Raw genomic sequence first — 23,195 nt, 5'->3', positions numbered from 1 at the left:
CTCACCGCAGGCTGCGCACGTCGAGGTGGCGCAGCACCCGGTCCACGATCTCCGGGTCCGCGCCCGGCTCGCTGCGGGCCGCCAGGATCTCGTGCCGGGCCGCGCTCAGCATCTCGCCCTGGATGCGCCGGACCCGCTTCAACCGGGTGGCCCGCTGGTGCTGGGCCTCCCGGCGCCCCTCCTCGCCCATGTCCGGGCTGATCCGGATGCCGATGTCGAAGGCCCGCCGCAGCATCTGCTCGGACAGTTCCTCGGGCAGGTCCTCCACCTGCTCGATCTCCCGCAGCCTGCGCTTGGCGGCCTTCGCCGCCCGTACGGCCAGCTGCTTCTCCAGTTCCTTCTCGTGCTCGGAGTCGGCGCGCACCCCGAGCCGCTTGACCAGCCACGGCAGGGTGAGCCCCTGGAGCACCAGCGTGGCGATGATCACACCGAAGGCGATGAAGACGATCTCGTCCCGGTCGGGGAACGGGGAGCCGTCGTCCGTGGTGAGCGGAATGGCGAGGGCCAGCGCCACCGAGGCCACCCCGCGCATCCCGGACCACCACATCACGACGGTCTCCCGCCAGCCCACCGGGATCTCCTCGTCGTAGTCCCGCCGGGCGTGCAGCCGGTTGGTCAGCCAGGTGGCCGGCAGCAGCCACAGCAGCCGTACGAGCACCACGACGCCCGCGACGGCGGCCGCCCAGCCGAGCAGCTCGCCCCAGCGCCCGGACGCCGTGCGGATGGCGTTGTGCAGTTCGAGGCCGATCAGCCCGAAGGCGACGCCCGTGACCAGGGTGTCGATGATGTCCCAGAAGGTGTGCCCGGCGAGCCGGGTCATCACGTCGTCGGCGTCGGTGGCGTACTCGGCGAGGAACAGGGCGGTGGTGAGCACGGCGAGCACCCCGGAACCGTGCAGCTCCTCCGCCAGCACGTAGGAGGCGTACGGCACCAGCAGGGTCATCCCGATCTGCAGGGTGGCGTCCCCCAGCAGGTCCATCAGCCGGTTGGCGCCCCAGCCCAGCGCCAGCCCGACGGCGACCGCGACCACGGCCGACAGCACCAGGTCGAGGCCGGCGCTCCACGGCGAGAAGTCGCCGCTGACGGCCGCGGCGATCGCCACGTGGTAGAGCACGATGGCCGTGACGTCGTTGAACAGCCCCTCGCCCTCCAGGATGGACACCAGCCGGCGCGGCAGCCCCAGCTGCCCGGCGACGGCGGTGGCGGCCACCGGGTCGGGCGGGGCGATCAGCGCGCCCAGCGCCACCGCGGCCGCGACCGGCAGCCCGGGCACGATCGCGTGGGCGACGGCGGCCACGCAGACCATCGTGACGAAGACCAGCGCGACGGCCAGCAGGAAGATGGGGCGCTTGTTGGCCGCGAACTGCCGCCAGGACGTGCGGCGTACGGCCGCGTAGAGCAGCGGCGGCAGCAGCGCGGGCAGGATCAGCCCGGGCGGGATGTCGACGTTGGGCACGAAGTCGGCCACCGCCAGGACTCCGCCGAACAAGGTCATCAGCACCGGTGCCGGCACCCCGAACCGGTCACCCACCGGGACGCTCACCAGGGCCCCGAGCAGCAACACGAACAACAGGGCCAACTGATCCACGGCGGGGCGCTCCCGGGGGTCGACGATCAACGGCAGGTTTCCAGCCTGCCACGCCCCGCGCCGGACCGGCCGCCTCGGGTCCCGCTACAGCGCGCGCCGCATGGACCGGTGCGGTATCCCGGCGTCCTCGAACTCCGGTCCGTACGCCTCGTAGCCGAGCCGTTCGTAGAAGCCCAGGGCGTGGGTCTGCGCGTGCAGGTCCACCGCGGTCAGGCCACGCGCGCGTGCCGCCTCCTCGACGGCCCGCACCAGCGCCGCGCCGACGCCCAGGCCGCGCGCGTCCCGGGCCACGGCGAGCCGACCCAGGGAGCCCACCGAGGGGTCCCCGCCGGTCTTCGCCGCGGCCGCCGCGCCGGACAGCAGCCGGCCGGTGCCCAGCGGGCGGCCGTCCGGGCGCACCGCCAGGACGTGCAGGGCGGTCGCGTCGTAGGCGTCGTACTCGATCTCCTCGGGCACGCCCTGCTCGGCGACGAAGACCTCCTTGCGCACCGCGAAACAGGCCTCGCGGTCGGCGGGGCCGTCGGCGACGCGGACCTCGTACGGCGGCGTGCTCACGCGTAGGTCTCCTCGCGGACCTGGTCGAGCGCCTCCTGGAGGTCCTGCGGGTAGTCGCAGGCGAACTCCGCCCAGCGGCCGTCCCCGGGGTGCTCGAAGCCGAGCCGGACGGCGTGCAGCCACTGGCGGGTCAGCCCCAGCCGCTTGGCGAGCGTCGGGTCGGCGCCGTAGGTGAGGTCGCCGACGCAGGGGTGGCGGTGGGCGGCCATGTGGACGCGGATCTGGTGGGTGCGGCCGGTCTCCAGCTTCACGTCGAGCAGGGAGGCGGCGCGGAAGGCCTCGATGAGGTCGTAGTGGGTGACGGAGGGCTTGCCCTCGGCGGTGACGGCCCACTTGTAGTCGTGCTGGGGGTGGCGGCCGATCGGGGCGTCGATCGTGCCGCTCGTCGGGTCCGGGTGGCCCTGGACGAGGGCGTGGTAGCGCTTGTCGACCGTGCGCTCCTTGAACTGGCGCTTGAGCGACGTGTACGCGTACTCGGACTTGGCGACCACCATCAGGCCGGAGGTGCCCACGTCGAGGCGGTGCACGATGCCCTGGCGCTCGGCGGCGCCGGAGGTGGAGATCCGGTACCCGGCGGCGGCGAGGCCGCCGATGACGGTCGGGCCGGTCCAGCCCGGCGACGGGTGCGCGGCGACGCCGACCGGCTTGACGATCACGACCACGTCGTCGTCGTCGTGCACGATCTCCATGCCCTCGACCGGCTCGGCGACCACCTGCACCGGCGCGGGCGCCTGCGGCATCTCGACCTCGAGCCAGGCGCCGCCGTGCACCCGCTCGGACTTGCCGACCACGGCGCCGTCGACCTGGACCTTGCCCGCGGCGGCCAGCTCCGCCGCCTTGGTACGGGAGAAGCCGAACATGCGGGAGATGGCGGCGTCGACGCGCTCGCCCTCCAGGCCGTCGGGCACGGGCAGGGTTCGGATCTCGGGAAGCGTACTCACCCGACGAGTATGCCGGACGGCGCCCGCGGTGCCGTCCGCGCGCCCGCTCAGCCCTGGCGGACGGTGCCGTCCGGTCAGTCCTTGTGGACGGTGCCGTCCGGGTCGAGCCCGCGGAAGGACAGCAGCACGATCAGGATGCCGCCGCAGACGATCGCCGAGTCGGCCAGGTTGAACACCGCGAACCCCTTGGGCGCGATGAAGTCGACCACCTCGCCCTCGAAGACGCCGGGCGCCCGGAAGATCCGGTCGGTGAGGTTGCCGAGCGCACCGCCGAGCAGCAGGCCGAGCGCAATGGCCCAGGGCAGGCTGTAGAGCTTGCGGGCCAGCCGGATGATCACACCGATCACGGCAGCCGCGATCAGCGTGAAGATGACCGTGAAGGCCGCGCCGAAGCCGAAGGCCGCGCCGGGGTTGCGGATGGCGTGGAACTCCAGCCAGTCCCCGACGACCTCGATCGGCGCGTGGTGCTCCAGCCGGGAGACCACCAGCATCTTGCTGATCAGGTCGAGGGCGTACGCGAACGTGGCCACCGCGAACAGCACGACGACCCGGCGGCCGCGCCGCCGGTCCGCGACCGTCCGCCCATCGGCGGGCGCACCCGCCGCCGCGTGTTCGCCGCCCCCGTCCGGGGTGTCCGGCGTACCGATGATGCGTTCCGCCTCTGTCACGTGAGTCCCTCGACCTAGGTGCCTGACTGGGGACGAGACTACGGCACGCCCCGCGGGACCTCCGTGCTCAGTACCGGCGTTCCTGCTTCTGTTTGCACTCCACGCACAGGGTGGCCCGGGGGAAGGCCTGCATCCGGGCCTTGCCGATGGCCTGGCCGCAGATCTCGCACAGGCCGTAGGTGCCCGCGTCCAGCCGCTCCAGGGCGCGCTCGGTCTGCAGCAGCATCTCGCGCGCGTTGGCGGCCAGCGCCAGCTCGTGCTCGCGGGTGATGTTCTTGGTGCCGGTGTCCGCCTGGTCGTCGCCCGCCCCGTCGCCGGAGTCACGCATCAGGCCGGCCAGGGACGACTCCGAGGAGCTGATCTCGGTGCGCAGCCGGTCCACCTCGTTCATCAGCTCCGCGCGGGCCTCCTCGGCCTCCTGCGGGGTCCAGGGGTCCTCGCCCGGGCGCACGGCGAGTTCGCCGGGCTCCGCCGCGGCGATCCGTGCCTTGGGTACGGCGGTGTCCGCCGCCGTGGCCGTGCCAGGAGTCTTCTTCGCAACCACTGTCGTGGCTCCCGTCTGCTTCGCGGCCCGCGCCGCACCCGCCTTCTTGGCCGTGCTCTTGCCGGCCGCCCCCGTGGAGGCGCCGCCCCCGTGGGCCGCGCCCTTGCCGGAGCCGGCGTCCGCCCGCTCCTGCGCGGTCCTCGCGACCGCCTTCCGCGTCACCGCTCCCGCCGTCCCGTCCGTCACCTGCTCCGCCGCCTCGCCCGTCACCGTGCCGGTCGCCCCGTCCGCCGCCTTGTGTGCGGTCCTCGCCGCCGCCTTCCCTCCCGGCTTCCCGGCCGCGGCCTTCCCAGCCGTTCTCCCAGCCTTCCCCGCCGCACCCTGCCGGACCCTTTCCGCGGTCCTCCCCGCAGCCTTCCCCGCGGTCCTCGCCGTACCGCCCGTCCGCTTCCCCGCGGCCTTCCCGGCTCCGGCGGCCTTCCCGGCTCCGGCGGCCTTCGCGGCTCCGGCGGCCTCCTCGGTCCCGCCGGCCGGGGCGGGCGCAGCGCCGGAGGCGACCGCGCCCCCGGATCTGCCGGACGCCGACTGCTGTACGGCGGTCTTCTTCGCCACCATGGCCGCGGCCCCTTCACATATTGTGATCTTGCACGCGAATCGTGCTGGGACGATAAATCGACTCGAGTCCCGCGGCAACGGGGCACGCCGCCCGATCCGCCCGCCCCGCGCCCCCCGTGCGCAGGCATGCCTCCGTTGTGCCCAGCTCCCCGCCGGGTAATCCGCCCGGGAGCCGACCCCCCGGGCACCCCGGAGCCGTCCCGGCGCACCCGGCCATCCGGGGTCGTCCAGGCGCCGCCGGTGCCCCCCACGCCTGCGTGCCCGCGGCGGGCGGAAAAGCGGTCGGCCGCTGTCCGCGCGGCGCCGTACACTGGGCGGAGCGAAAAGCGTGGATGGGGACGAGTAGCGGCGTAGGCGGCCCAGAGCGACCCGGGGACGGTGTGAGCCCGGGGGCGAGCGCGACGTGAAGATCACCCCGGAGCCGCCGGAAGAAAGCCCCGGACCGCGGGCCGCACCCACAGGTCCGCCCCGGGCGAGTAGAACCGGCTCGCGACCCCAATGAGGGGGCTCACCGGCGCGCACGGCGTCCGGAGGGCCAAGGAGGGTGGTACCGCGGGAGCGCGCCGCACACGGCGTCCGGAAGGCATCCGGCTCTCGTCCCTCCGACGGAAGGCAGCAAGTCCGTTGGAGGAAGCCCGCAGATGACAGCGCCGACGTACCGCCAGGTGCCCGCCCAGGTCGACCTGCCCGCGCTCGAGCACGCCGTGCTCGACTTCTGGCGCGAGCAGAAGATCTTCGCCAAGAGCCTGGAGCAGTCCCAGGGCCGCCCCGAGTGGGTGTTCTACGAGGGCCCGCCCACGGCCAACGGCATGCCCGGTGCCCACCACATCGAGGCGCGCGTCTTCAAGGACGTCTTCCCGCGCTTCCGCACCATGCGCGGCTACCACGTGGCCCGCAAGGCGGGCTGGGACTGCCACGGCCTCCCGGTGGAGCTGGCGGTGGAGAAGGAGCTGGGCTTCTCCGGCAAGAAGGACATCGAGGCGTTCGGCATCGCCGAGTTCAACGACCGCTGCCGCGCGTCCGTGCTGCGCCACACCGACGCCTTCGCCGAGCTGACGACCCGCATGGGCTACTGGGTCGACCTCGAAGAGGCCTACGTCACGATGGACCCGGAGTACATCGAGTCGGTCTGGTGGTCGCTGAAGGAGATCTTCGGCAAGGGCCTGCTGGTCCAGGACCACCGCGTCGCCCCCTGGTGCCCGCGCTGCGGCACCGGCCTGTCGGACCACGAGCTGGCGCAGGGCTACGAGACGGTCGTCGACCCGTCCGTGTACGTCCGCTTCCCGCTCACCTCCGGCCCGCTGGCCGGCCGGGCCGCACTGCTGGTGTGGACGACGACGCCCTGGACCCTGGTGTCCAACACGGCGGTCGCCGCCCACCCCGAGGTCACCTACGTCGTCGCCACCGACGGGCGGGAGCAGCTCGTCGTCGCCGAGCCGCTGCTGGCCAAGGCGCTCGGCGAGGGCTGGGAGGCCACCGGGCAGACCTTCACCGGCGCCGAGATGGAGCGCTGGGGCTACCGGCGTCCGTTCGAGCTGATCGAGTTCCCGGAGCCCGCCCACTACGTCGTCAACGCCGAGTACGTCACCACCGAGGACGGCACGGGCCTGGTCCACCAGTCCCCCGCCTTCGGTGAGGACGACCTCAGGGTCTGCCGCTCCTACGGCCTGCCCGTGGTGAACCCGGTCCGCCCCGACGGCACCTTCGAGGACGAGGTCCCCCTGGTCGGCGGCGTCTTCTTCAAGAAGGCCGACGAGAAGCTCACCGAGGACCTCCTGGAGCGCGGCCTGCTGTTCCGGCACCTGCCCTACGAGCACAGCTACCCGCACTGCTGGCGCTGCCACACCGCGCTGCTCTACTACGCGCAGCCGTCCTGGTACATCCGGACGACCGCCGTCAAGGACCGTCTTCTCGAGGAGAACGAGAAGACGAACTGGTTCCCGGACACCGTCAAGCACGGCCGCTTCGGCGACTGGCTGAACAACAACATCGACTGGGCGCTGTCCCGCAACCGCTACTGGGGCACCCCGCTGCCCATCTGGCGCTGCCCGGACGACCACCTCACCTGCGTCGGCTCCCGGGCGGAGCTGACCGAGCTGACCGGCACCGACCAGTCCGGTCTCGACCCGCACCGCCCGTTCATCGACGACGTGACCTTCCCCTGCCCGCAGTGCGACGCGACGGCCACGCGCGTGCCCGAGGTCATCGACGCCTGGTACGACTCGGGCTCGATGCCGTTCGCGCAGTGGGGCTACCCGTACAAGAACAAGGAGCTGTTCGAGAGCCGGTACCCGGCCCAGTTCATCTCCGAGGCCATCGACCAGACCCGCGGGTGGTTCTACACCCTGATGGCGGTCGGCACGCTGGTCTTCGACCGGTCGTCGTACGAGAACGTCGTCTGCCTGGGCCACATCCTCGCCGAGGACGGCCGGAAGATGTCCAAGCACCTGGGCAACATCCTCCAGCCGATCCCGCTGATGGACCAGCACGGCGCGGACGCGGTGCGCTGGTTCATGGCGGCCGGCGGCTCCCCGTGGGCGGCCCGCCGCGTCGGCCACGGCACCATCCAGGAGGTCGTCCGCAAGACCCTGCTGACGTACTGGAACACGGTCGCCTTCCAGGCCCTGTACGCCCGTACGGCCGGCTGGGCGCCCAGCGCGGCGGACCCGGCCCCGGCCGACCGTCCGGTGCTGGACCGCTGGCTGCTGTCGGAGCTGCACGCCCTCACCGACCAGGTCACCCAGGCCCTGGAGGCGTACGACACCCAGCGCGCCGGCAAGCTGCTGTCCGCGTTCGTCGACGACCTCTCCAACTGGTACGTCCGCCGCTCCCGGCGCCGGTTCTGGCAGGGCGACAGGGCCGCGCTGCGCACCCTGCACGAGGTGGTGGAGACGGTCACCCGGCTGATGGCCCCGCTGACGCCGTTCATCACCGAACGGGTCTGGCAGGACCTGGTGGTCCCGGTCACCCCCGGCGCCCCGGAGTCCGTGCACCTGGCCACCTGGCCGGAGGCTGAACTGGACGCCATCGACCCGGAGCTGTCGAAGCAGATGGTCCTGGTCCGCCGCCTGGTGGAGCTGGGCCGCGCCACGCGCGCGGAGTCGGGCGTCAAGACCCGCCAGCCGCTGTCGCGTGCCCTGATCGCGGCCACCGGCTTCGCCTCCCTGGACGCGGAGCTGCACGCCCAGATCACCGAGGAGCTGAACGTCTCCTCGCTGGCCTCCCTGTCCGAGGTCGGCGGCTCCCTGGTGGACACCACCGCCAAGGCCAACTTCCGCGCGCTGGGCAAGCGGTTCGGCAAGCGGGTGCAGGACGTGGCCAGGGCCGTCGCCGCGGCCGACGCCGCCGCGCTGTCGCTGGCGCTGCGCGAGGGCACGGCGTCGGTGGAGGTCGACGGGGAGACGGTCACCCTGGCCCCCGACGAGGTGATCATCACGGAGACCCCGCGCGAGGGCTGGTCGGTCGCCTCCGACTCCGGCGCCACGGTCGCCCTCGACCTGGAGATCACCGAGGAGCTGCGGCAGGCGGGTCTGGCCCGGGACGCGATCCGGCTGATCCAGGAAGCCCGCAAGAACAGCGGCCTGGACGTCGCCGACCGGATCGCGCTGCGCTGGACCTCGACCGACCCGGCGGTCGTCGCCGCGCTGAGCGAGCACGCCGGTCTGATCGCCGACGAGGTGCTGGCCACCGACTTCGCCCAGGGCGAGGCGGACGGCGGCTACGGCGAGCCGTTCACGGACGAGGGTCTGTCCCTCACCTTCCGGCTGCGCAAGGCGTAACCGGCGCCCGCGGTGACGGCGAAGGGCCCGACCCCCTCGGGGGGTCGGGCCCTTCGCCGTCACCGGGGCGGTCACCCCCCGCCCCGCGGGTCCACCGGCGGGGCCGGGCGCACCGTCCGCACACGGCACAAGGGCGGGGCCCCGGATCCTCGGATCCGGGGCCCCGCCCTGAACGCTGCCGATGCCTAAGGCGTACTACTGACCGCGCCGGCCGTCAGTTGTCGTCCTCGTCGATGAGGAAGCCACGCATCGGCGACGGCGCCTGACCCATCGGCGAGGGGCCCTGCGGACGGACCGGAGCCATCGGCTGGGTCATCGCCGGCGTCATCTGCTGCTGGCCGCCGTAGGACGGGCCGGACGGGGCCGGACCGCCACCCATGCCCTGGTTGCCGCCGTACGACGGGGCGGACGCACCGGCCGGGGCCATCGAGGGCGCCGGGGACGGCGGCAGCGAGGCGGTGGCCGGAGTGCGCGGCGGGGCCAGGGAGTCGTCGGCCTGCGTCTCCAGCTGACGCAGCTGCGACTCCAGGTACGACTTCAGCCGGGTGCGGTACTCGCGCTCGAAGCCGCGCAGATCCTCGACCTTGCGCTCCAGCGTGGCGCGCGCGGACTCCAGGGAGCCCATGGCGACGCGGTGCTTCTCCTGCGCGTCCCGCTCCAGCGCGTCCGCCTTGGCACGGGCGTCCCGCTCCAGACCCTCGGCGCGGCTGCGGGCCTCGCCGACGATCTTGTTGGCCTCGGAACGGGCCTCGGCGATCGCCTGGTCGGCGGTCTGCTGGGCCAGCGACAGGACGCGCGCGGCGCTGTCGCCGCCGGGACCCTGACCGGGGCCGCCCATCGGACCACCCATGGGACCGCCCATCGGGCCGCCCATCTGCTGCTGCATGGGAGGCTGACCGCCCATGGGACCCTGGCCCATCGGACCCTGACCCATCGGGCCCTGGCCCATGGGGCCCTGACCCATCGAACCCTGCATCGAGCCCTGGCCCATCGAGCCCTGCCCCATGGGACCCTGACCCATCGGGCCCTGACCCATCGGGCCCTGACCCTGCGGGCCGCCCTGACCGCCGGGGCCGGCGGGCAGCTGCGGGGCGCCGCTCGGCAGCTGCGGCGGGCCGCCCATGGGGCCGCCCATCTGCTGCTGCGGCGGGCCCGATATGCCGGCGGGCACCGGAGCGCCGGGACCGCGCATGCCCTGCTGCTGCATGCCCTGCTGGTCCTGCTGCTCCGGAGGCTTGCGCATGTTCTGCTGGTTCTGCGCGGCGGCACGGGTGGCCGCGGCCAGCTTGGCGCGCAGGTCCTCGTTCTCGCGCAGCAGACGGGTCAGTTCGGCTTCGACCTCGTCGAGGAAGGCATCGACCTCGTCCTCGTCATAGCCTTCTCGGAGGCGGACGGTCGTGAACTGCTTGTTCCGCACGTCCTCGGGGGTCAACGGCATCTCTTCACCTCAACGTAGTCATCGGCAGTCGGCAAGACCGTATCGTCCACAGTCACCCCACGAAGTTCCGCACGATGGCGATGAGGATGTAGACGATGATCATCAGTACGAAGAAGGACAGGTCGAGCGCCACGCCCCCGAGACGCAGCGGCGGGATGAACCGCCGCAGAAGCTTCAGCGGTGGATCGGTGACAGTGTAGGTGGCCTCCAGGACGACCACCATCGCCTTGCCGGGTTGCCACGAGCGGGCGAACTGGAACACGTAGTCCATGACCAGCCGGAAGATGAGGACGATCAGGAACACCATCAGCGCGATGTAGATCACCTGCGCGAACACGCTCATGGCTTGCGCTTCCCTCTCCCCTGTTTCCGTGCCTGGTCCGGTCGTACGTCTCAGCTCTGGTTGAAGAACCCGCCTTCTGCGATGCGGGCCTTGTCCTCCGCCGTGACATCGACGTTAGCAGGCGACAACAGAAACACCTTCTGCGTCACCCGCTCGATGCTGCCATGAAGACCAAACACCAAACCGGCCGCAAAGTCGACAAGTCGCTTCGCGTCTGTGTCGTCCATCTCAGTCAGATTCATGATCACCGGGGTGCCCTCGCGGAAGTGTTCCCCGATGGTACGGGCCTCGTTGTACGTCCGGGGGTGCAGCGTGGTGATCCGGTACGGCTCTCGTTCCGACACGACCTTGGGCATGATCACCGGTGCGTTCTTCTCCAGGGACTGACGTTCTTGTGTGATGGACGCCACGGGCGCGATCCGCGCCGGGCGCCCCGAATCCGCGGCGGGCGAAACGACGTGGGGAACCGGGTCGCGCGGTGCCGATGGCTGCACCACTCGTACCGATTCGTCCCTTTGGGACTGATGCATCCCGAGCGACTGGTGCGACGACTCGTGTCGTCGGTGGTCCCGCTCGGGCTCCGGGTCCAGTTCGGGCTCGAAATCGTCGTCGGGGTCGAACCCGCGGCCGTCGTACCCATCGTCCTCCACGAGGCCGAGGTAGACCGCCATCTTGCGCATCGCGCCGGCCATTCTCTGAGTCCTCCGCTCTGTGGTGGATCGGCTGACGACTGCCAAGTGCCCGCGATCCACGAGGTCGTTCTGCCCGCCTGCTGCGGCATTGACCATATTTTCTGCTGTGGTCCGACTTCCTGGCGACGTTACCCGAGCCTGGGGCGGACTCCGAGTACCGCAGTGCCGACGCGTACATGTGTCGCTCCGGCGGCCACGGCCTGCTCGAGGTCCGCACTCATCCCCGCGGACACCATGGTTGCAGCAGGATGGGCCCGGCGCAGGTCGGTCGACAAATCCATGAGCCGCTCGAACGCCGCCTGTTCGCGTCCCGCGTACTCCCCGCTCAGCGGTGCGACGGTCATCAGTCCGCCCAGCCGCAGTCCCGGCGAGGCGGCCACCAGGTCGGCCAACTCCCCGATCCCGCCGGGCGCGACGCCACCGCGCTCGCCGCGGCCGCCCGCGTCCGCGTCCAGCGCGACCTGGACCAGGCAGCTCACCTCGCGCCCGGCCCGCACCGCCTCCTTCGACAGCGCCGTGACGAGCCGGGCCCGGTCGACGGACTGCACGACGTCCGCGTACCCCACCACGGAACGGACCTTGTTGGTCTGCAACTGGCCCACGAAGTGCCAGGCCAGAGGCAGATCCGCGCAGGCGGCGGCCTTCGGCGCCGCGTCCTGGTCGCGGTTCTCGGCGACGTGGCGCACGCCGAGTCCGCTCAGGGTCCGCACGTCGCTCGCGGGGTAGGTCTTGGTGACCACGATCAGGGTCACCTCCTCGCGCCCCCGCCCGGCGGCCGCGCACGCCGCGGCGATGCGCGCCTCCACCGCCGCCAGGTTCGCGGCGAGTTCGCTCTCACGGTCCGTCATGCCCGATCGTCCAGCCATACGTAGCTCGCCAGCCGCCCGGTCGTGCGGTCACGGCGGTAGGAGAAGTGGTCCTTGGACTCCAGCGTGCACACCGGCGACTGCGCCCGGTCGCACACCCCGAGCCGCTCCAGCTGCGCGTGCACCCCGGCGCGCACGTCGACCGCCGGGGTGCCCCAGCCGGTGACGGCGTGCGCCGCCGGTTCGGCCGCGGCCACCTCGGCGCGCATCGCCTCCGGCACCTCGTAGCACCGGCCGCAGACGGCCGGTCCGGTGCGGGCGACGATCCGGCCCGGCTCGGCGCCGAGTTCCACCATGGCCCGTACGGCGGCGGGGACGACCCCGGCGACCATGCCGGGCCGGCCCGCGTGGGCGGCGGCGGCGACCCCGGCGACGGGGTCGGCGAGCAGCACCGGCACGCAGTCGGCGGTCAGGACGGCGAGGGCGAGTCCGCGGCGGGCGGTGACGACCGCGTCCACCTCCGGCACCGGCCGCTCGCCCCAGGGACCGTCCACCACGGCCACCTCCGGCCCGTGCACCTGCCGCATCCAGACCACCCGGTCCGGGTCGAGACCCAGTGAGCGGGCGGCCAGTTCACGGTTGGTGCGTACGGCGGCCGGGTCGTCGCCGACCGCACCGCCGAGGTTCAGCTCCTCGTACGGAACGGCGCTCACCCCGCCCCACCGGTCGGTGAAGGCGAAGTGCGCGCCGTCGACGTTGTCGCGCTCTGATGTCACGTCGGAAGGATCACTTGAGGAAGTCCGGTACGTCCAGTTCCTCGGCCGCGCTGTCCGAGTAGCTGCGCGACGGCGGCACCGGCGGGGCGACCGGGATCTCGGCGACCGGCTCGGGCGCCGGCTCCGGCTCCTCCTTCGGGGTCACGCTGCCGAGCGAGCCGAAGGACGGGCGGCTCTCGGGCTGCCGTACCGGGGCCGGCTCCTCGCGGCGGACGGGCGAGGCCGACGCGGAGGACGAGGACGCCGAGCCGAGGACGTTGTCCCGGCGGGCCGGCGGCTGGCCGCCGTCGAAGCCGGCCGCGATCACGGTGACCCGGACCTCGTCGCCGAGGGCGTCGTCGATGACGGCGCCGAAGATGATGTTGGCCTCGGGGTGCGCGGCCTCGCTGACCAGCTGGGCGGCCTCGTTGATCTCGAACAGGCCGAGGTCGGAGCCGCCGGAGATGGAGAGCAGGACGCCCCGGGCGCCGTCGATGGACGCCTCCAGCAGCGGGGAGGAGATCGCCATCTCGGCCGCGGCCACCGCGCGGTCGTCGCCGCGGGCCGAGCCGATGCCCATGAGGGCCGAACCGGCCTCGGACATGACCGACTTGACGTCGGCGAAGTCGAGGTTGATCAGGCCGGGCGTGGTGATGAGGTCGGTGATGCCCTGGACACCGGAGAGCAGGACCTGGTCCGCCGACTTGAACGCGTCGAGGACGGAGACCTGGCGGTCCGAGATGGACAGCAGCCGGTCGTTGGGGATGACGATGAGGGTGTCGACCTCTTCGCGGAGTTCCGCGATGCCGTCCTCGGCCTGGTTGGCGCGGCGCCGGCCCTCGAAGGTGAAGGGGCGGGTGACCACGCCGATGGTGAGGGCGCCGAGGTTGCGGGCGATGTTCGCCACGACGGGCGCGCCGCCGGTGCCGGTGCCGCCGCCCTCGCCGGCCGTCACGAAGACCATGTCGGCCCCCTTGAGGACCTCCTCGATCTCCTCGCGGTGGTCCTCGGCGGCCTTGCGGCCGACGGCCGGGTTGGCTCCGGCGCCGAGTCCGCGGGTGAGTTCACGGCCGACGTCCAGCTTGACGTCGGCGTCGCTCATCAACAGCGCCTGTGCGTCGGTGTTGATGGCGATGAACTCGACGCCCTTGAGACCGACCTCGATCATCCGGTTGATGGCATTGACACCACCGCCGCCGACACCGATGACCTTGATGACTGCGAGGTAGTTCTGCGGTGCTGCCACGTCGAAGGCCTCTCGCCTCGAATTACGTTGCCGCCGCCGCGCGGTTCCCCGCACTGCGCCGACTGATGCCGAATGGGACGGTCCGAACGCCGACCCGAACCCTAAGCCTGAAGTTTAGGGTTACCAGTGTGTCTGTTCCCTGGAGTCTTCTGAACAGGACACTAAGTCGACACGTGGCGCCCGTTCAACGAACACGCCGAACCTCCCATTTTTCTTTTCACCCTATGTGATCAGCCGTAGCAGTGCCCAACCAGGGTGCTGGCCTGCGCTGATGTGCGTCAACTCCCCGCTGACGCAGGGGCGGTGGGGACACTCACATCGAAGTAACGCGCGCGCGGAGCTGCTTTCATGAGTGCGGTGAGGGTCCGTGCCTTGGCGCGGCCGTCCTCGCCGCTGCCCCACGCGACCGTGCGCCCGTCGCCCAACTCCAGCGTGATGTCGTCGTAGGAGCGCACCTTGACGGTGGCGGTGCCCCGGGAGACCGCGCCCGGCAGGTCACCGGCCACCCGCACCGCCTCGCGCACCAGCCGCCGGGTGCCGAAGCGGCGCAGGCTGGCCGCGGCCGGACCGGACCGGGCGGGGGCCATCTCCAGCGTCGGGACGTCCTCGGGCGCCCGCGAGACCGTGGCGAACCGGACGCCGTCGTCGTCGACTTCGGTGAACCGCCCGCCCGTGCGCACGAGCAGGACCGGGGTGCGCTCGGTCACGTTCAGCGCGATCCCGTGCGGCCAGGAGCGGACGACGGCCACCGTGTCGATGCGCGGCAGCCTCCGGCGCAGCCGGGCCGCGATGGCGTCCGTGTCGACGGAGACCAGCGGCGAGCCGACCGGTACGGCGGCGGCGCGGCGGACCTCGGCGGGGTTCAGCACGCGGGTGCCGGAGACCGCGACGCGCTCCGTGCGCAGCCAGGAGGAGCCGTACAGCAGCCAGCCGGCACCGGCGGCGAGCAGGACCACGAGCGCCGCGAGGAGGACGGTCGTGCGGAAGCGGGGGTTGCGCCAGCGGCTCGCGGGCGGCGGGCCGGACGACTCCTGCCGGCGTTCACCGCGCTCGGCGGTCGTCGGTCCGGCCACGCTCACTCCCTCTCCGGGCCGGGTGCGCCCGAGGGGCCTCGGCCCCTGCGGCCCACCCGCCCATGCCTCAGCGACGGTTCGAGGCGATCGCCTCGTACACCATGCCGACGAGCAGGTCGTCGGCGTCCCGGCGGCCGAACTCGCTCGCCGAGCGGGACATCTCGTACAGCCGGTGCGGATCGGCCAGCACGGGCAGCACGTTCTGCTGGACCCACTCGGGCGTCAGTTCCGCGTCGTCCACGAGGAGTCCGCCGCCGGCCTTGACCACCGGCTGGGCGTTGAGCCGCTGTTCGCCGTTGCCGATGGGCAGCGGGACGTAGGCGGCCGGGAGCCCGACGGCGGAGAGTTCGGCGACGGTCATCGCGCCCGCGCGGCAGAGCATCATGTCGGCCGCCGCGTACGCGAGGTCCATCCGGTCCAGATAACTTACCGGGATGTAGGGGGGCATCCCCGGCATCTGCTGCACCCGCGGCAGTTCGTTCTTCGGGCCGACCGCGTGCAGGATCTGGATGCCGGCCTGCTGGAGCCAGGGCGCGACCTGCTGGACGACCTCGTTCAGCCGGCGGGCGCCCTGCGAGCCGCCGGTGACCAGCAGCGTGGGCAGGTTGGGGTCGAGCCCGAAGGCGGCGCGAGCCTCCGGGCGGACGGCGGCCCGGTCCAGGGTGGCGATGGAGCGGCGCAGCGGGATGCCGATGTACCGCGCCCCGCGCAGCTTGCTGTCGGGCGTGGAGACGGCGACCTGGGCGGCGTACCGGGAGCCGATCTTGTTGGCCAGGCCGGGGCGGGCGTTGGCCTCGTGGATCACGATGGGCACCCCGAGGCGCTTGGCGGCCAGGTAGCCGGGCAGGGCGACGTAACCGCCGAACCCGACCACGGCGTCCGCCTTGGTGCGCTCCAGGATCTGCTCGGCGGCCTTGATGGTGCCGCGCAGCCGGCCCGGCACGGTGATCAGTTCAGGGGTGGGCTTGCGCGGCAGCGGCACGGCCGGGATCAGCGCCAGCTCGTAGCCGCGCTCCGGGACCAGCCTGGTCTCCAGGCCGCGTTCCGTGCCCAGGGCCGTGATCCCCACGGTCGGGTCCTGCCTGCGCAGGGCGTCCGCGAGGGCGAGCGCGGGCTCGATGTGGCCGGCGGTCCCCCCGCCGGCGAGTACGACATGCACCGAAATTCACCGCTCTCCGGACGTGCGCGCCGCCGAGGCACGCCGTCGCATCGTGTTCCATCTCCGTGATCCCCGGTCGGAGACCCGCTCGGCGCCGGAGCCTCCCGCCCGCTTTCTACCAAAGCGAGGTTGCCGCATCGCGAGCGCCGCCCGCGCAGCGGGCTCGTCGCGCGCGAAGGCGATCAGCAGCCCGATGGCGAACATGGTCGGCAGCAGGGCGGACCCTCCGTAGGAGAACAGCGGGAGCGGGACACCGGCGATCGGCAGCAGACCGAGCACCGCACCGATGTTGATCACCGCCTGCGCGGTGATCCAGGTGGTCACGCCTCCCGCGGCGTACCTCACGAAGGGGTCCTCCGTGCGTCCGGCCACGCGGATACCCGCATAGCCTAGAGCCGCGAACAGGGCGAGCACCGACAGTGTCCCCGCCAGGCCCAGTTCCTCACCGGTCACGGCGAAGATGAAGTCGGTGTGCGCCTCGGGGAGTTGGCCCCATTTCTCCACGCTCGCACCGAGTCCGGAACCGAAGAGTCCGCCGGAGGCCAGGGCGTAGATGCCGTGCACGGCCTGCCAGCAGTCGGCGACGCCGGACTTGGGCTCGGTCGCGCCGATGCAGGCCAGCCGGGCCATCCGGTTGGGGCTGGTCTTGATCAGGAGCACGCCGATCGCGGCGGCGACCGACAGCACGCCGACGAACAGCCGGGTCGGCGCTCCCGCGAGCCACAGCAGGCCGAACAGGATCGCGGTGAGGATGATCGCGGTGCCCATGTCGCCGCCGAGCATGATCAGCCCGAGCAGCAGGAAGGTGACCGGCACCAGCGGCACCAGCATGTGCTTCCACTGGGTCAGCAGCTTGCGGTCCTGTTTGCGGGCGATCAGGTCCGCGCCCCACAGCACCAGGGCGAGCTTGCCGAACTCGCTGGGCTGGATCTGGAAGGAGCCGCCCAGGGAGATCCAGTTCTGGTTGCCGTTGACCGCCATCCCTATCCCCGGCACCTGCACCAGGACCATGAGGAAGACGGCACCGGCGAGGATCGGGTAGGCCAGCGCGCGGTGCAGGCGCACCGGCATCCGGGAGGCGGCGAGCAGCAGGGCGCCGCCGATGAGCGCGGCCAGGGCCTGCTTGCGGAAGAAGTAGGACCCGGGCAGCGACAGTTGCAGCGCGGTGATCTGGGAGGCCGAGTAGACCATCACCAGGCCCAGCACGGTGATCAGCGCGCTGCCGCCGAGGATCAGGTAGTAGGCGGTCAGCGGTCGGTCCCAGGCCTTGCGCAGCCGCCGGACGAGCCGCTGCACAGGGTTCTCGCGCGGCGGGCGGGGCGCGGCGGGCCGCCGGGCGGCCCGCTGGATGGGAGGACGACCTGTACGGCTACCGGACATCACCGGTTCCTCCCGACCTGAGCCACATCCGAGTCACCCGTCCCTCCAAGGGTCCCGAGGCACCCGGAAGTGGCCGGAACCCGTCGTCAGGCGCCCGCGCCGAGTCCGCGGACCGCGTCCGCGAACGCGTCACCGCGCTGGTTGTAGTTGGTGAACATGTCCATGGAGGCGCAGGCCGGGGCCAGCAGCACCGTGTCACCGGGCCGTGCGAGCCGCCGCGCCTGGGTCACCGCCTGGAGCATCGCCCCAGTGTCGGTCCGGTCGACGTCGACGACGGGTACCTCCGGGGCGTGTCGCGCCAGGGCCTCGCGGATCAGCGCGCGATCGGCGCCGATCAGCACCACGCCGCGCAGCCGCTTCGCGGACCGGGCGACCAGTTCGTCGAAGTCGGCGCCCTTCGCCAGACCGCCCGCAATCCATACGATCGGTTCATATGCCGCCAAAGAGGCTTCCGCGGCATGGGTGTTGGTCGCCTTGGAGTCGTCGACGTAGGCCACGCCGTCCACGTCGGCCACGTGCGCGATGCGGTGGGCGTCCGGGGTGAACGCCCGCAGCCCGTCCCGTACGGCCGTGGCGGGCACCCCGAAGGCGCGCGCGAGGGCGGCGGCGGCAAGGGCGTTGGCGATGTTGTGCGGGGCGGACGGCCGGACGTCGGTGACCTCGGCCAGCTCCTGGGCGTTCTTGTGCCGGTCCGGCACGAAGGCGCGGTCGACCAGGATGCCCTCCACCACGCCGAGTTGGGAGGGCGCGGGCGGACCCAGGGTGAAGCCGACGGCCCGGCAGCCCTCCTCGACGTCCGCCTCGCGCACCAGCTCCTCGGTGAGCGGGTCCGCCACGTTGTAGACGCAGGCGACCCGGTTGCCCTCGTAGACGCGGCCCTTGTCGGCGGCGTAGGCGGCCATGGAGCCGTGCCAGTCGAGGTGGTCGGGGGCCAGGTTGAGCACGACGGCGGAGTGGGCGCGCAGCGAGGGCGCCCAGTGCAGCTGGTAGCTGGACAGCTCCACGGCGAGGACGTCGTACGGCTCGTCGCCGAGCACGGCGTCCAGCAGCGAGACGCCGATGTTGCCGACGGCCGCGGTGCGCAGGCCCGCCGCCTTCAGGATGGCGGCGAGCATCTGGACGGTGGTGGTCTTGCCGTTGGTGCCGGTGACCGCCAGCCAGGGGGCGGCGTCCGGGCCGCGCAGCCGCCAGGCCAGTTCGACGTCGCCCCAGATGGGCACGCCCGCCTCGGCCGCCGCCGTGAACAGCGGCTTGTCCGGCTTCCAGCCGGGGGCGGTGACGATCAGTTCGGTGCCCTCGGGCAGGGTGTCGGCGGCGCCGGCGCCGAGGCGGACGGTGACGCCGAGCGCCTCCAGGCCGGCGGCCTGCTCCCGCGCGCGTGCGTCGTCGCCGTCGTTGACGACCGTGACGAGCGCCCCGCGCGCGTGCAGGGCCCGGGCCGCCGGGACGCCGGAGACGCCGAGCCCGGCGACGGTGACGCGCCGGCCCTCAAGTTCGCCGGCTCCGCCCGGCACCGAGGAGGTCACTTGTCCGCTGCCCATCCCGCGTAGAAGAGGCCCAGTCCGACGATCACACAGATGCCCTGGATGATCCAGAAACGGACCACCACCAGGACCTCGGACCAGCCCTTGAGTTCGAAGTGGTGCTGCAGGGGCGCCATCCGGAAGACGCGCCTGCCGGTGAGCCGGAAGGAGCCGACCTGGATCACCACCGACATGGTGATGAGGACGAACAGGCCGCCCATGATGGCCACCAGCAGCTCCGTGCGGGAGAGGATGGCCAGGCCGGTCAGGACGCCGCCCAGGGCGAGCGAACCGGTGTCGCCCATGAAGATCTTGGCGGGCGAGGTGTTCCACCACAGGAAGCCCAGGCAGGCGCCCATCAGCGCCGAGGCGATGACCGCGAGGTCCAGCGGGTCGCGCACCTCGTAGCAGGCGCCCGGGTTGGTCAGGGTGGTGGCGTTGGCGCAGGACTCCTGGAACTGCCAGACGCCGATGAAGGTGTAGGCGCCGAAGACCAGCACGGAGGCGCCGGTGGCCAGGCCGTCCAGGCCGTCCGTCAGGTTCACGCCGTTCGACATCGCCAGGATCATGAACAGCGCCCAGACGACGAACAGCACCGGGCCGATCGACCAGCCGAAGTCCGTGATGAACGACAGCTTCGTGGACGCCGGGGTGTTGCCGCGGGCGTCGGAGAACATCAGCGACAGCACCGCGAAGGCGATGCCCACGGTCAGCTGGCCGGCCATCTTCGCCTTGGCCCGCAGGCCCAGCGAGCGCCGCTTGACGATCTTGATGTAGTCGTCGAGGAAGCCGACCAGGCCCATGCCCGCCATCAGACCGAGCACCAGCAGGCCGGAGTAGGTCGGGGGGAAGCCGGTGATGAGCTTGCTCAGGAAGTACGCCGCGATCGTCGCCAGGATGAAGGCGATACCGCCCATGGTGGGCGTACCGCGCTTGCTGGCGTGCTCGCGCGGGCCGTCGTCCCGGATGTACTGGCCGTATCCCTTGCGGGCCAGCAGCTTGATCAGCAGCGGGGTGCCGACCAGCGTCAGGAACAGACCGATGACTCCCGAGAACAGGATCTGCTTCATCATCGGGCGGCGACCTCACCCTCGGCACCGGTCTCGAGCAGCGCCTGGGCAACGCTCTCCAGCCCCACCGAACGGGACGCCTTCACGAGCACGACGTCCCCTGGGCGCAACTCGCTGCGCAACAGGTCGACCGCCGCCTGTGCGTCGGACACGTGCACCGACTCCTCACCCCACGAACCCTCGTTATATGCGCCCAGTTGCAGCCAGGAGGCTTCGATCCCCCCGACCGCGACGAGCTTGCTGACGTTGAGCCGGACGGCGAGCCGTCCGACCGCGTCGTGCTCGGCGAGCGCCTCGTCCCCCAGCTCGGCCATCTTGCCGAGCACCGCCCACGTGCGCCGCCCCTGGCCCATGGCCGCGAGCGCCCGGAGGGCGGCCCGCATGGACTCGGGGTTGGCGTTGTAGGCGTCGTTGACGATGGTCACGCCGTCCGGGCGCTCGGTGACCTCCATCCGCCAGCGGGAGAGGGAGCCCGCCTCGCAGAGCGCGGTGGCGATCTCTTCCGCGGACATGCCCAGCTCATGGGCGACGGCGGCCGCGGCGAGCGCGTTCGACACGTGGTGCTCACCGTACAGGCGCATGGTCACATCACTTGCACCGGAGGGTGTGTGAAGTCTGAAGGCGGGCTGTCCGGTGTCCGTGAGTCGTACGTTCTCGGCGCGTACGTCCGCTTCGGCCGACTCTCCGAAAAGGAGCACCTTCGCCTGGGTACGGGAGGCCATGGCCCGCACCAGCGGATCGTCGGCGTTGAGGACGGCGACGCCGCCGTCCGCGGCCGGCGGCAGCGCCTCCACGAGTTCGCCCTTGGCCTGGGCGATCTGCTCGCGGCCGCCGAACTCCCCGATGTGCGCGGTGCCGACGTTGAGCACCAGGCCGATCCGCGGCGGAGTGAGGCCGGTGAGGTAGCGGATGTGGCCGATGCCGCGGGCGCCCATCTCCAGGACCAGGAAACGGGTCTCGGCGGTCGCGGACAGGGCGGTCAGCGGCAGCCCGATCTCGTTGTTCAGCGAGCCGGGCGTGAAGACGGTGGGCGCCTTGCGGGACAGCACCTGGGCGATGAGGTCCTTGGTGCTGGTCTTGCCCGCGGAGCCGGTGAGGGCCACGAGGGTCGCGCCGAGCCGTTGTACGACGTGCCGGGCGAGGGCGCCGAGGGCGGCCTGGACGTCGTCCACGACGATCGCGGGCACGCCGACCGGCCGGGAGGCCAGCACCGCGGCCGCGCCGGCCGCGACGACCGCGCGCGCGAAGTCGTGGCCGTCGACGCGCTCGCCGACGAAGGCGACGAAGAGGCTGCCCGGCCCGACGTCCCGGGAGTCCCGGACGACCGGCCCCGTGACCTCGACGGACGGATCCGGTATGTCGTGCGTCTGCCCGCCGACGACTGCTGCGATCTCGGCGAGGGAGAGGGCGATCACAAATTCATCCCTGGGTGTTCTGGATAGCTTCGCGGAGCACCTGGCGGTCGTCGAAGGGACGGACCACTCCGGCGATGTCCTGGCCCTGCTCGTGGCCCTTGCCGGCGACCAGCACGGTGTCCCCGGGCCGCGCGCGGCCCACGGCGGCGGCGATCGCGGCGGCCCGGTCCTCGAACAGGAGCACCTCGCCGCGCTCGTGCGCGGGTACACCGGCCGCGCCCTGGAGCATGGCCGCCAGGATGGCGAGGGGGTCCTCGGACCGGGGGTTGTCGGAGGTGAGGACGGCGGTGTCGGCCAGCCGTGCCACGGCGGCGCCCATCGGCGCGCGCTTGGTGACGTCCCGGTCGCCGCCGCAGCCGAGGACGACGTGCAGCCGGCCCTTGGTGACCTTGCGCAGCGCCCTGAGCACCGACTCGACCGCGTCCGTCTTGTGGGCGTAGTCCACGACGGCGAGGTACGGCTGCCCGGCGTCCACCCGCTCCAGCCGGCCCGGCACGCCCGGTACGGCGGCGACGCCGTCGGCGGCCGTCTGCGGGTCGAGGCCGGCGGCGGCGAGGGCGACGACGGCGGCGAGGGTGTTGGCGACGTTGAAGGGGCCGGGCAGCGGCGACCGGGCGGCGATCCGCTGCCCCCCGGGGCCGACCACGGTGAACGTCGAGTCCAGCGGCCCGATCTGGACGTCCTCGGCCCGCCAGTCGGCGTCCGGGTGGCCCTCGGCGGAGAAGGTGACGACCGGGACGCCCGCCTCCCGGACGAGCCGGCGGCCGTACTCGTCGTCGGCGTTGACGACGCCGAGCCTGCTGCGCTCCGGTGTGAACAGCTGCGCCTTGGCCCGGAAGTAGTCCTCCATGCCGGAGTGGAACTCCATGTGCTCCGGGCTGAGGTTGGTGAAGACGGCGACGTCGAAGACGCAGCCGTCGACCCGGCCGAGCACCAGGGCGTGGCTGGAGACCTCCATGGCGACCGCCTCGACGCCGCGTTCGCGCATGACGGCGAACAGCGCCTGGAGGTCGGTGGCCTCGGGGGTGGTGCGCTCGGACTTGATGCGCTCGTCGCCGATGCGCATCTCCACGGTGCCGATCAGGCCCGTGCTGCGCGCGGTCCGCAGGCCGCCCTCGACGAGGTAGGCGGTGGTGGTCTTGCCGGAGGTGCCGGTGATGCCGATCTGGAGCAGATCGCGGCCGGGACGGCCGTAGACGGTGGCCGCCAGTTCGCCCATCCGCGCGCGCGGGTCGTCCACGACCAGGACCGGCAGGCCGGCCGCGGCCGCGCGCTCGGCGCCCGCGGGGTCGGTGAGCACGGCGACCGCGCCGAGTCCGGCGGCCTGGGTGGCGAAGTCGGCGCCGTGCAGCCGGGCGCCCGGCAGCGCGGCGTACAGGTCGCCGGGGCGGACGGCGCGCGAGTCATGGGTGATGCCCGTGACGGCGGCGGCCCGCTCCGGCGCGGCGGTACCCAGCTGACCGGCGAGTACCGCGAGGGGTGTGGCGGAGACCTGGGCCGGTCGCGGCGGTCCCGGATGGGTCACGGAAGCGCCCTTCTGGGTGGTTTGGGACTGATCAGCGTGTGGCACGGCGGTGAGCGTACCGGGCGCACCCGCTTGGGAGCGAAGCGAGGGGGCGGGGGTGCCGCGGTTGCCGGGGTCGGGGGTGATCGTCGTCACGAGCG

Annotated in this window: 19 protein-coding genes; 1 reads left to right on the top strand and 18 read right to left on the bottom strand. The window is 72.4% G+C overall.

Annotated features, from left to right (window positions below; translation table 11 throughout):
- Position 1: 1 nt before the first annotated feature.
- The 5 genes from ACZ6CZ_RS03760 to ACZ6CZ_RS03740 form a co-directional block, all read right to left on the bottom strand.
- Entirely contained in the window at positions 2–1,588 is a 1,587-nt protein-coding gene (locus ACZ6CZ_RS03760; protein WP_469014107.1) for a Na+/H+ antiporter, read from the bottom strand.
- Between the two features lie 84 nt (positions 1,589–1,672).
- The gene (locus ACZ6CZ_RS03755) at positions 1,673–2,143 is read right to left on the bottom strand and encodes a GNAT family N-acetyltransferase (RefSeq protein ID WP_469014105.1); all 471 of its coding nucleotides are present in this window, start codon (positions 2,141–2,143) and stop codon (positions 1,673–1,675) included.
- On the bottom strand, positions 2,140–3,084 hold the full coding sequence (locus tag ACZ6CZ_RS03750; RefSeq protein ID WP_469014104.1) for an RluA family pseudouridine synthase: 945 nt from the start codon (positions 3,082–3,084) through the stop codon (positions 2,140–2,142). Before ACZ6CZ_RS03750 ends, ACZ6CZ_RS03755 begins: the two co-directional genes overlap by 4 nt.
- Positions 3,085–3,158: 74 nt before the next feature.
- Positions 3,159–3,752, bottom strand: coding sequence for a signal peptidase II (gene lspA / locus ACZ6CZ_RS03745; RefSeq protein WP_469014102.1), 594 nt, complete (start codon positions 3,750–3,752; stop codon positions 3,159–3,161).
- Positions 3,753–3,819: 67 nt separating this feature from the next.
- Positions 3,820–4,851: a TraR/DksA family transcriptional regulator gene (locus ACZ6CZ_RS03740; protein ID WP_469014101.1), complete on the bottom strand. Its 1,032-nt coding sequence runs from the start codon at positions 4,849–4,851 to the stop codon at positions 3,820–3,822.
- Between the two features lie 641 nt (positions 4,852–5,492).
- Here ACZ6CZ_RS03740 and ileS point away from each other — a divergent pair.
- Positions 5,493–8,630: an isoleucine--tRNA ligase gene (ileS, locus tag ACZ6CZ_RS03735; protein ID WP_469014098.1), complete on the top strand. Its 3,138-nt coding sequence runs from the start codon at positions 5,493–5,495 to the stop codon at positions 8,628–8,630.
- Positions 8,631–8,844: 214 nt separating this feature from the next.
- Here ileS and ACZ6CZ_RS03730 read toward each other — a convergent pair whose 3' ends face one another.
- From ACZ6CZ_RS03730 to ACZ6CZ_RS03670, 13 genes are all read right to left on the bottom strand, one after another.
- The gene (locus ACZ6CZ_RS03730; protein WP_469014096.1) at positions 8,845–10,068 is read right to left on the bottom strand and encodes a DivIVA domain-containing protein; all 1,224 of its coding nucleotides are present in this window, start codon (positions 10,066–10,068) and stop codon (positions 8,845–8,847) included.
- Between the two features lie 52 nt (positions 10,069–10,120).
- Positions 10,121–10,411, bottom strand: coding sequence for a YggT family protein (locus ACZ6CZ_RS03725; RefSeq protein ID WP_469014094.1), 291 nt, complete (start codon positions 10,409–10,411; stop codon positions 10,121–10,123).
- Between the two features lie 50 nt (positions 10,412–10,461).
- Positions 10,462–11,103, bottom strand: coding sequence for a cell division protein SepF (locus tag ACZ6CZ_RS03720; RefSeq protein WP_469014092.1), 642 nt, complete (start codon positions 11,101–11,103; stop codon positions 10,462–10,464).
- Between the two features lie 128 nt (positions 11,104–11,231).
- Complete coding sequence (locus ACZ6CZ_RS03715; RefSeq protein ID WP_469014090.1) at positions 11,232–11,951, bottom strand: YggS family pyridoxal phosphate-dependent enzyme; 720 nt, start codon at positions 11,949–11,951, stop codon at positions 11,232–11,234.
- The gene (gene pgeF / locus ACZ6CZ_RS03710; RefSeq protein WP_469014088.1) at positions 11,948–12,685 is read right to left on the bottom strand and encodes a peptidoglycan editing factor PgeF; all 738 of its coding nucleotides are present in this window, start codon (positions 12,683–12,685) and stop codon (positions 11,948–11,950) included. Before pgeF ends, ACZ6CZ_RS03715 begins: the two co-directional genes overlap by 4 nt.
- 10 nt (positions 12,686–12,695) lie before the next feature.
- Entirely contained in the window at positions 12,696–13,910 is a 1,215-nt protein-coding gene (ftsZ, locus tag ACZ6CZ_RS03705; RefSeq protein WP_469014086.1) for a cell division protein FtsZ, read from the bottom strand.
- Between the two features lie 278 nt (positions 13,911–14,188).
- Positions 14,189–14,983, bottom strand: a complete 795-nt coding sequence (locus tag ACZ6CZ_RS03700; protein WP_469014085.1) for a cell division protein FtsQ/DivIB — start codon at positions 14,981–14,983, stop codon at positions 14,189–14,191.
- 67 nt (positions 14,984–15,050) lie between these two features.
- Positions 15,051–16,142, bottom strand: a complete 1,092-nt coding sequence (gene murG, locus ACZ6CZ_RS03695; protein WP_469014083.1) for an undecaprenyldiphospho-muramoylpentapeptide beta-N-acetylglucosaminyltransferase — start codon at positions 16,140–16,142, stop codon at positions 15,051–15,053.
- 6 nt (positions 16,143–16,148) lie between these two features.
- Positions 16,149–17,522 (bottom strand): putative lipid II flippase FtsW, encoded by a 1,374-nt coding sequence (ftsW, locus tag ACZ6CZ_RS03690; RefSeq protein WP_469014081.1) that lies wholly within the window; start codon positions 17,520–17,522, stop codon positions 16,149–16,151.
- A gap of 86 nt (positions 17,523–17,608) precedes the next feature.
- Positions 17,609–19,063 (bottom strand): UDP-N-acetylmuramoyl-L-alanine--D-glutamate ligase, encoded by a 1,455-nt coding sequence (gene murD / locus ACZ6CZ_RS03685; protein ID WP_469014080.1) that lies wholly within the window; start codon positions 19,061–19,063, stop codon positions 17,609–17,611.
- The gene (gene mraY / locus ACZ6CZ_RS03680; RefSeq protein ID WP_469014380.1) at positions 19,045–20,115 is read right to left on the bottom strand and encodes a phospho-N-acetylmuramoyl-pentapeptide-transferase; all 1,071 of its coding nucleotides are present in this window, start codon (positions 20,113–20,115) and stop codon (positions 19,045–19,047) included. Before mraY ends, murD begins: the two co-directional genes overlap by 19 nt.
- Positions 20,115–21,530, bottom strand: a complete 1,416-nt coding sequence (locus ACZ6CZ_RS03675; protein ID WP_469014078.1) for a UDP-N-acetylmuramoyl-tripeptide--D-alanyl-D-alanine ligase — start codon at positions 21,528–21,530, stop codon at positions 20,115–20,117. Before ACZ6CZ_RS03675 ends, mraY begins: the two co-directional genes overlap by 1 nt.
- A gap of 4 nt (positions 21,531–21,534) precedes the next feature.
- Positions 21,535–23,190 (bottom strand): UDP-N-acetylmuramoyl-L-alanyl-D-glutamate--2,6-diaminopimelate ligase, encoded by a 1,656-nt coding sequence (locus ACZ6CZ_RS03670; RefSeq protein WP_469014077.1) that lies wholly within the window; start codon positions 23,188–23,190, stop codon positions 21,535–21,537.
- Between the last annotated feature and the right edge of the window lie 5 nt (positions 23,191–23,195).

This window comes from Streptomyces sp. NPDC041135 (assembly GCF_055592085.1).
Note: the sequence above shows the minus strand (reverse complement) of the source record. Positions and strands in the feature narration are given on the sequence as shown.

Excerpts from the sequence above, each read along its gene's own strand:
- ACZ6CZ_RS03740 (WP_469014101.1), bottom strand. The coding sequence starts at position 4,851 with ATGGTGGCGAAGAAGACCGCCGTACAGCAGTCGGCGTCCGGCAGATCC.
- ileS (WP_469014098.1), top strand. The coding sequence starts at position 5,493 with ATGACAGCGCCGACGTACCGCCAGGTGCCCGCCCAGGTCGACCTGCCC.
- ACZ6CZ_RS03730 (WP_469014096.1), bottom strand. The coding sequence starts at position 10,068 with ATGCCGTTGACCCCCGAGGACGTGCGGAACAAGCAGTTCACGACCGTC.
- ACZ6CZ_RS03725 (WP_469014094.1), bottom strand. The coding sequence starts at position 10,411 with ATGAGCGTGTTCGCGCAGGTGATCTACATCGCGCTGATGGTGTTCCTG.
- ACZ6CZ_RS03720 (WP_469014092.1), bottom strand. The coding sequence starts at position 11,103 with ATGGCCGGCGCGATGCGCAAGATGGCGGTCTACCTCGGCCTCGTGGAG.
- ACZ6CZ_RS03715 (WP_469014090.1), bottom strand. The coding sequence starts at position 11,951 with ATGACGGACCGTGAGAGCGAACTCGCCGCGAACCTGGCGGCGGTGGAG.
- ftsW (WP_469014081.1), bottom strand. The coding sequence starts at position 17,522 with ATGTCCGGTAGCCGTACAGGTCGTCCTCCCATCCAGCGGGCCGCCCGG.
- murD (WP_469014080.1), bottom strand. The coding sequence starts at position 19,063 with ATGGGCAGCGGACAAGTGACCTCCTCGGTGCCGGGCGGAGCCGGCGAA.
- mraY (WP_469014380.1), bottom strand. The coding sequence starts at position 20,115 with ATGAAGCAGATCCTGTTCTCGGGAGTCATCGGTCTGTTCCTGACGCTG.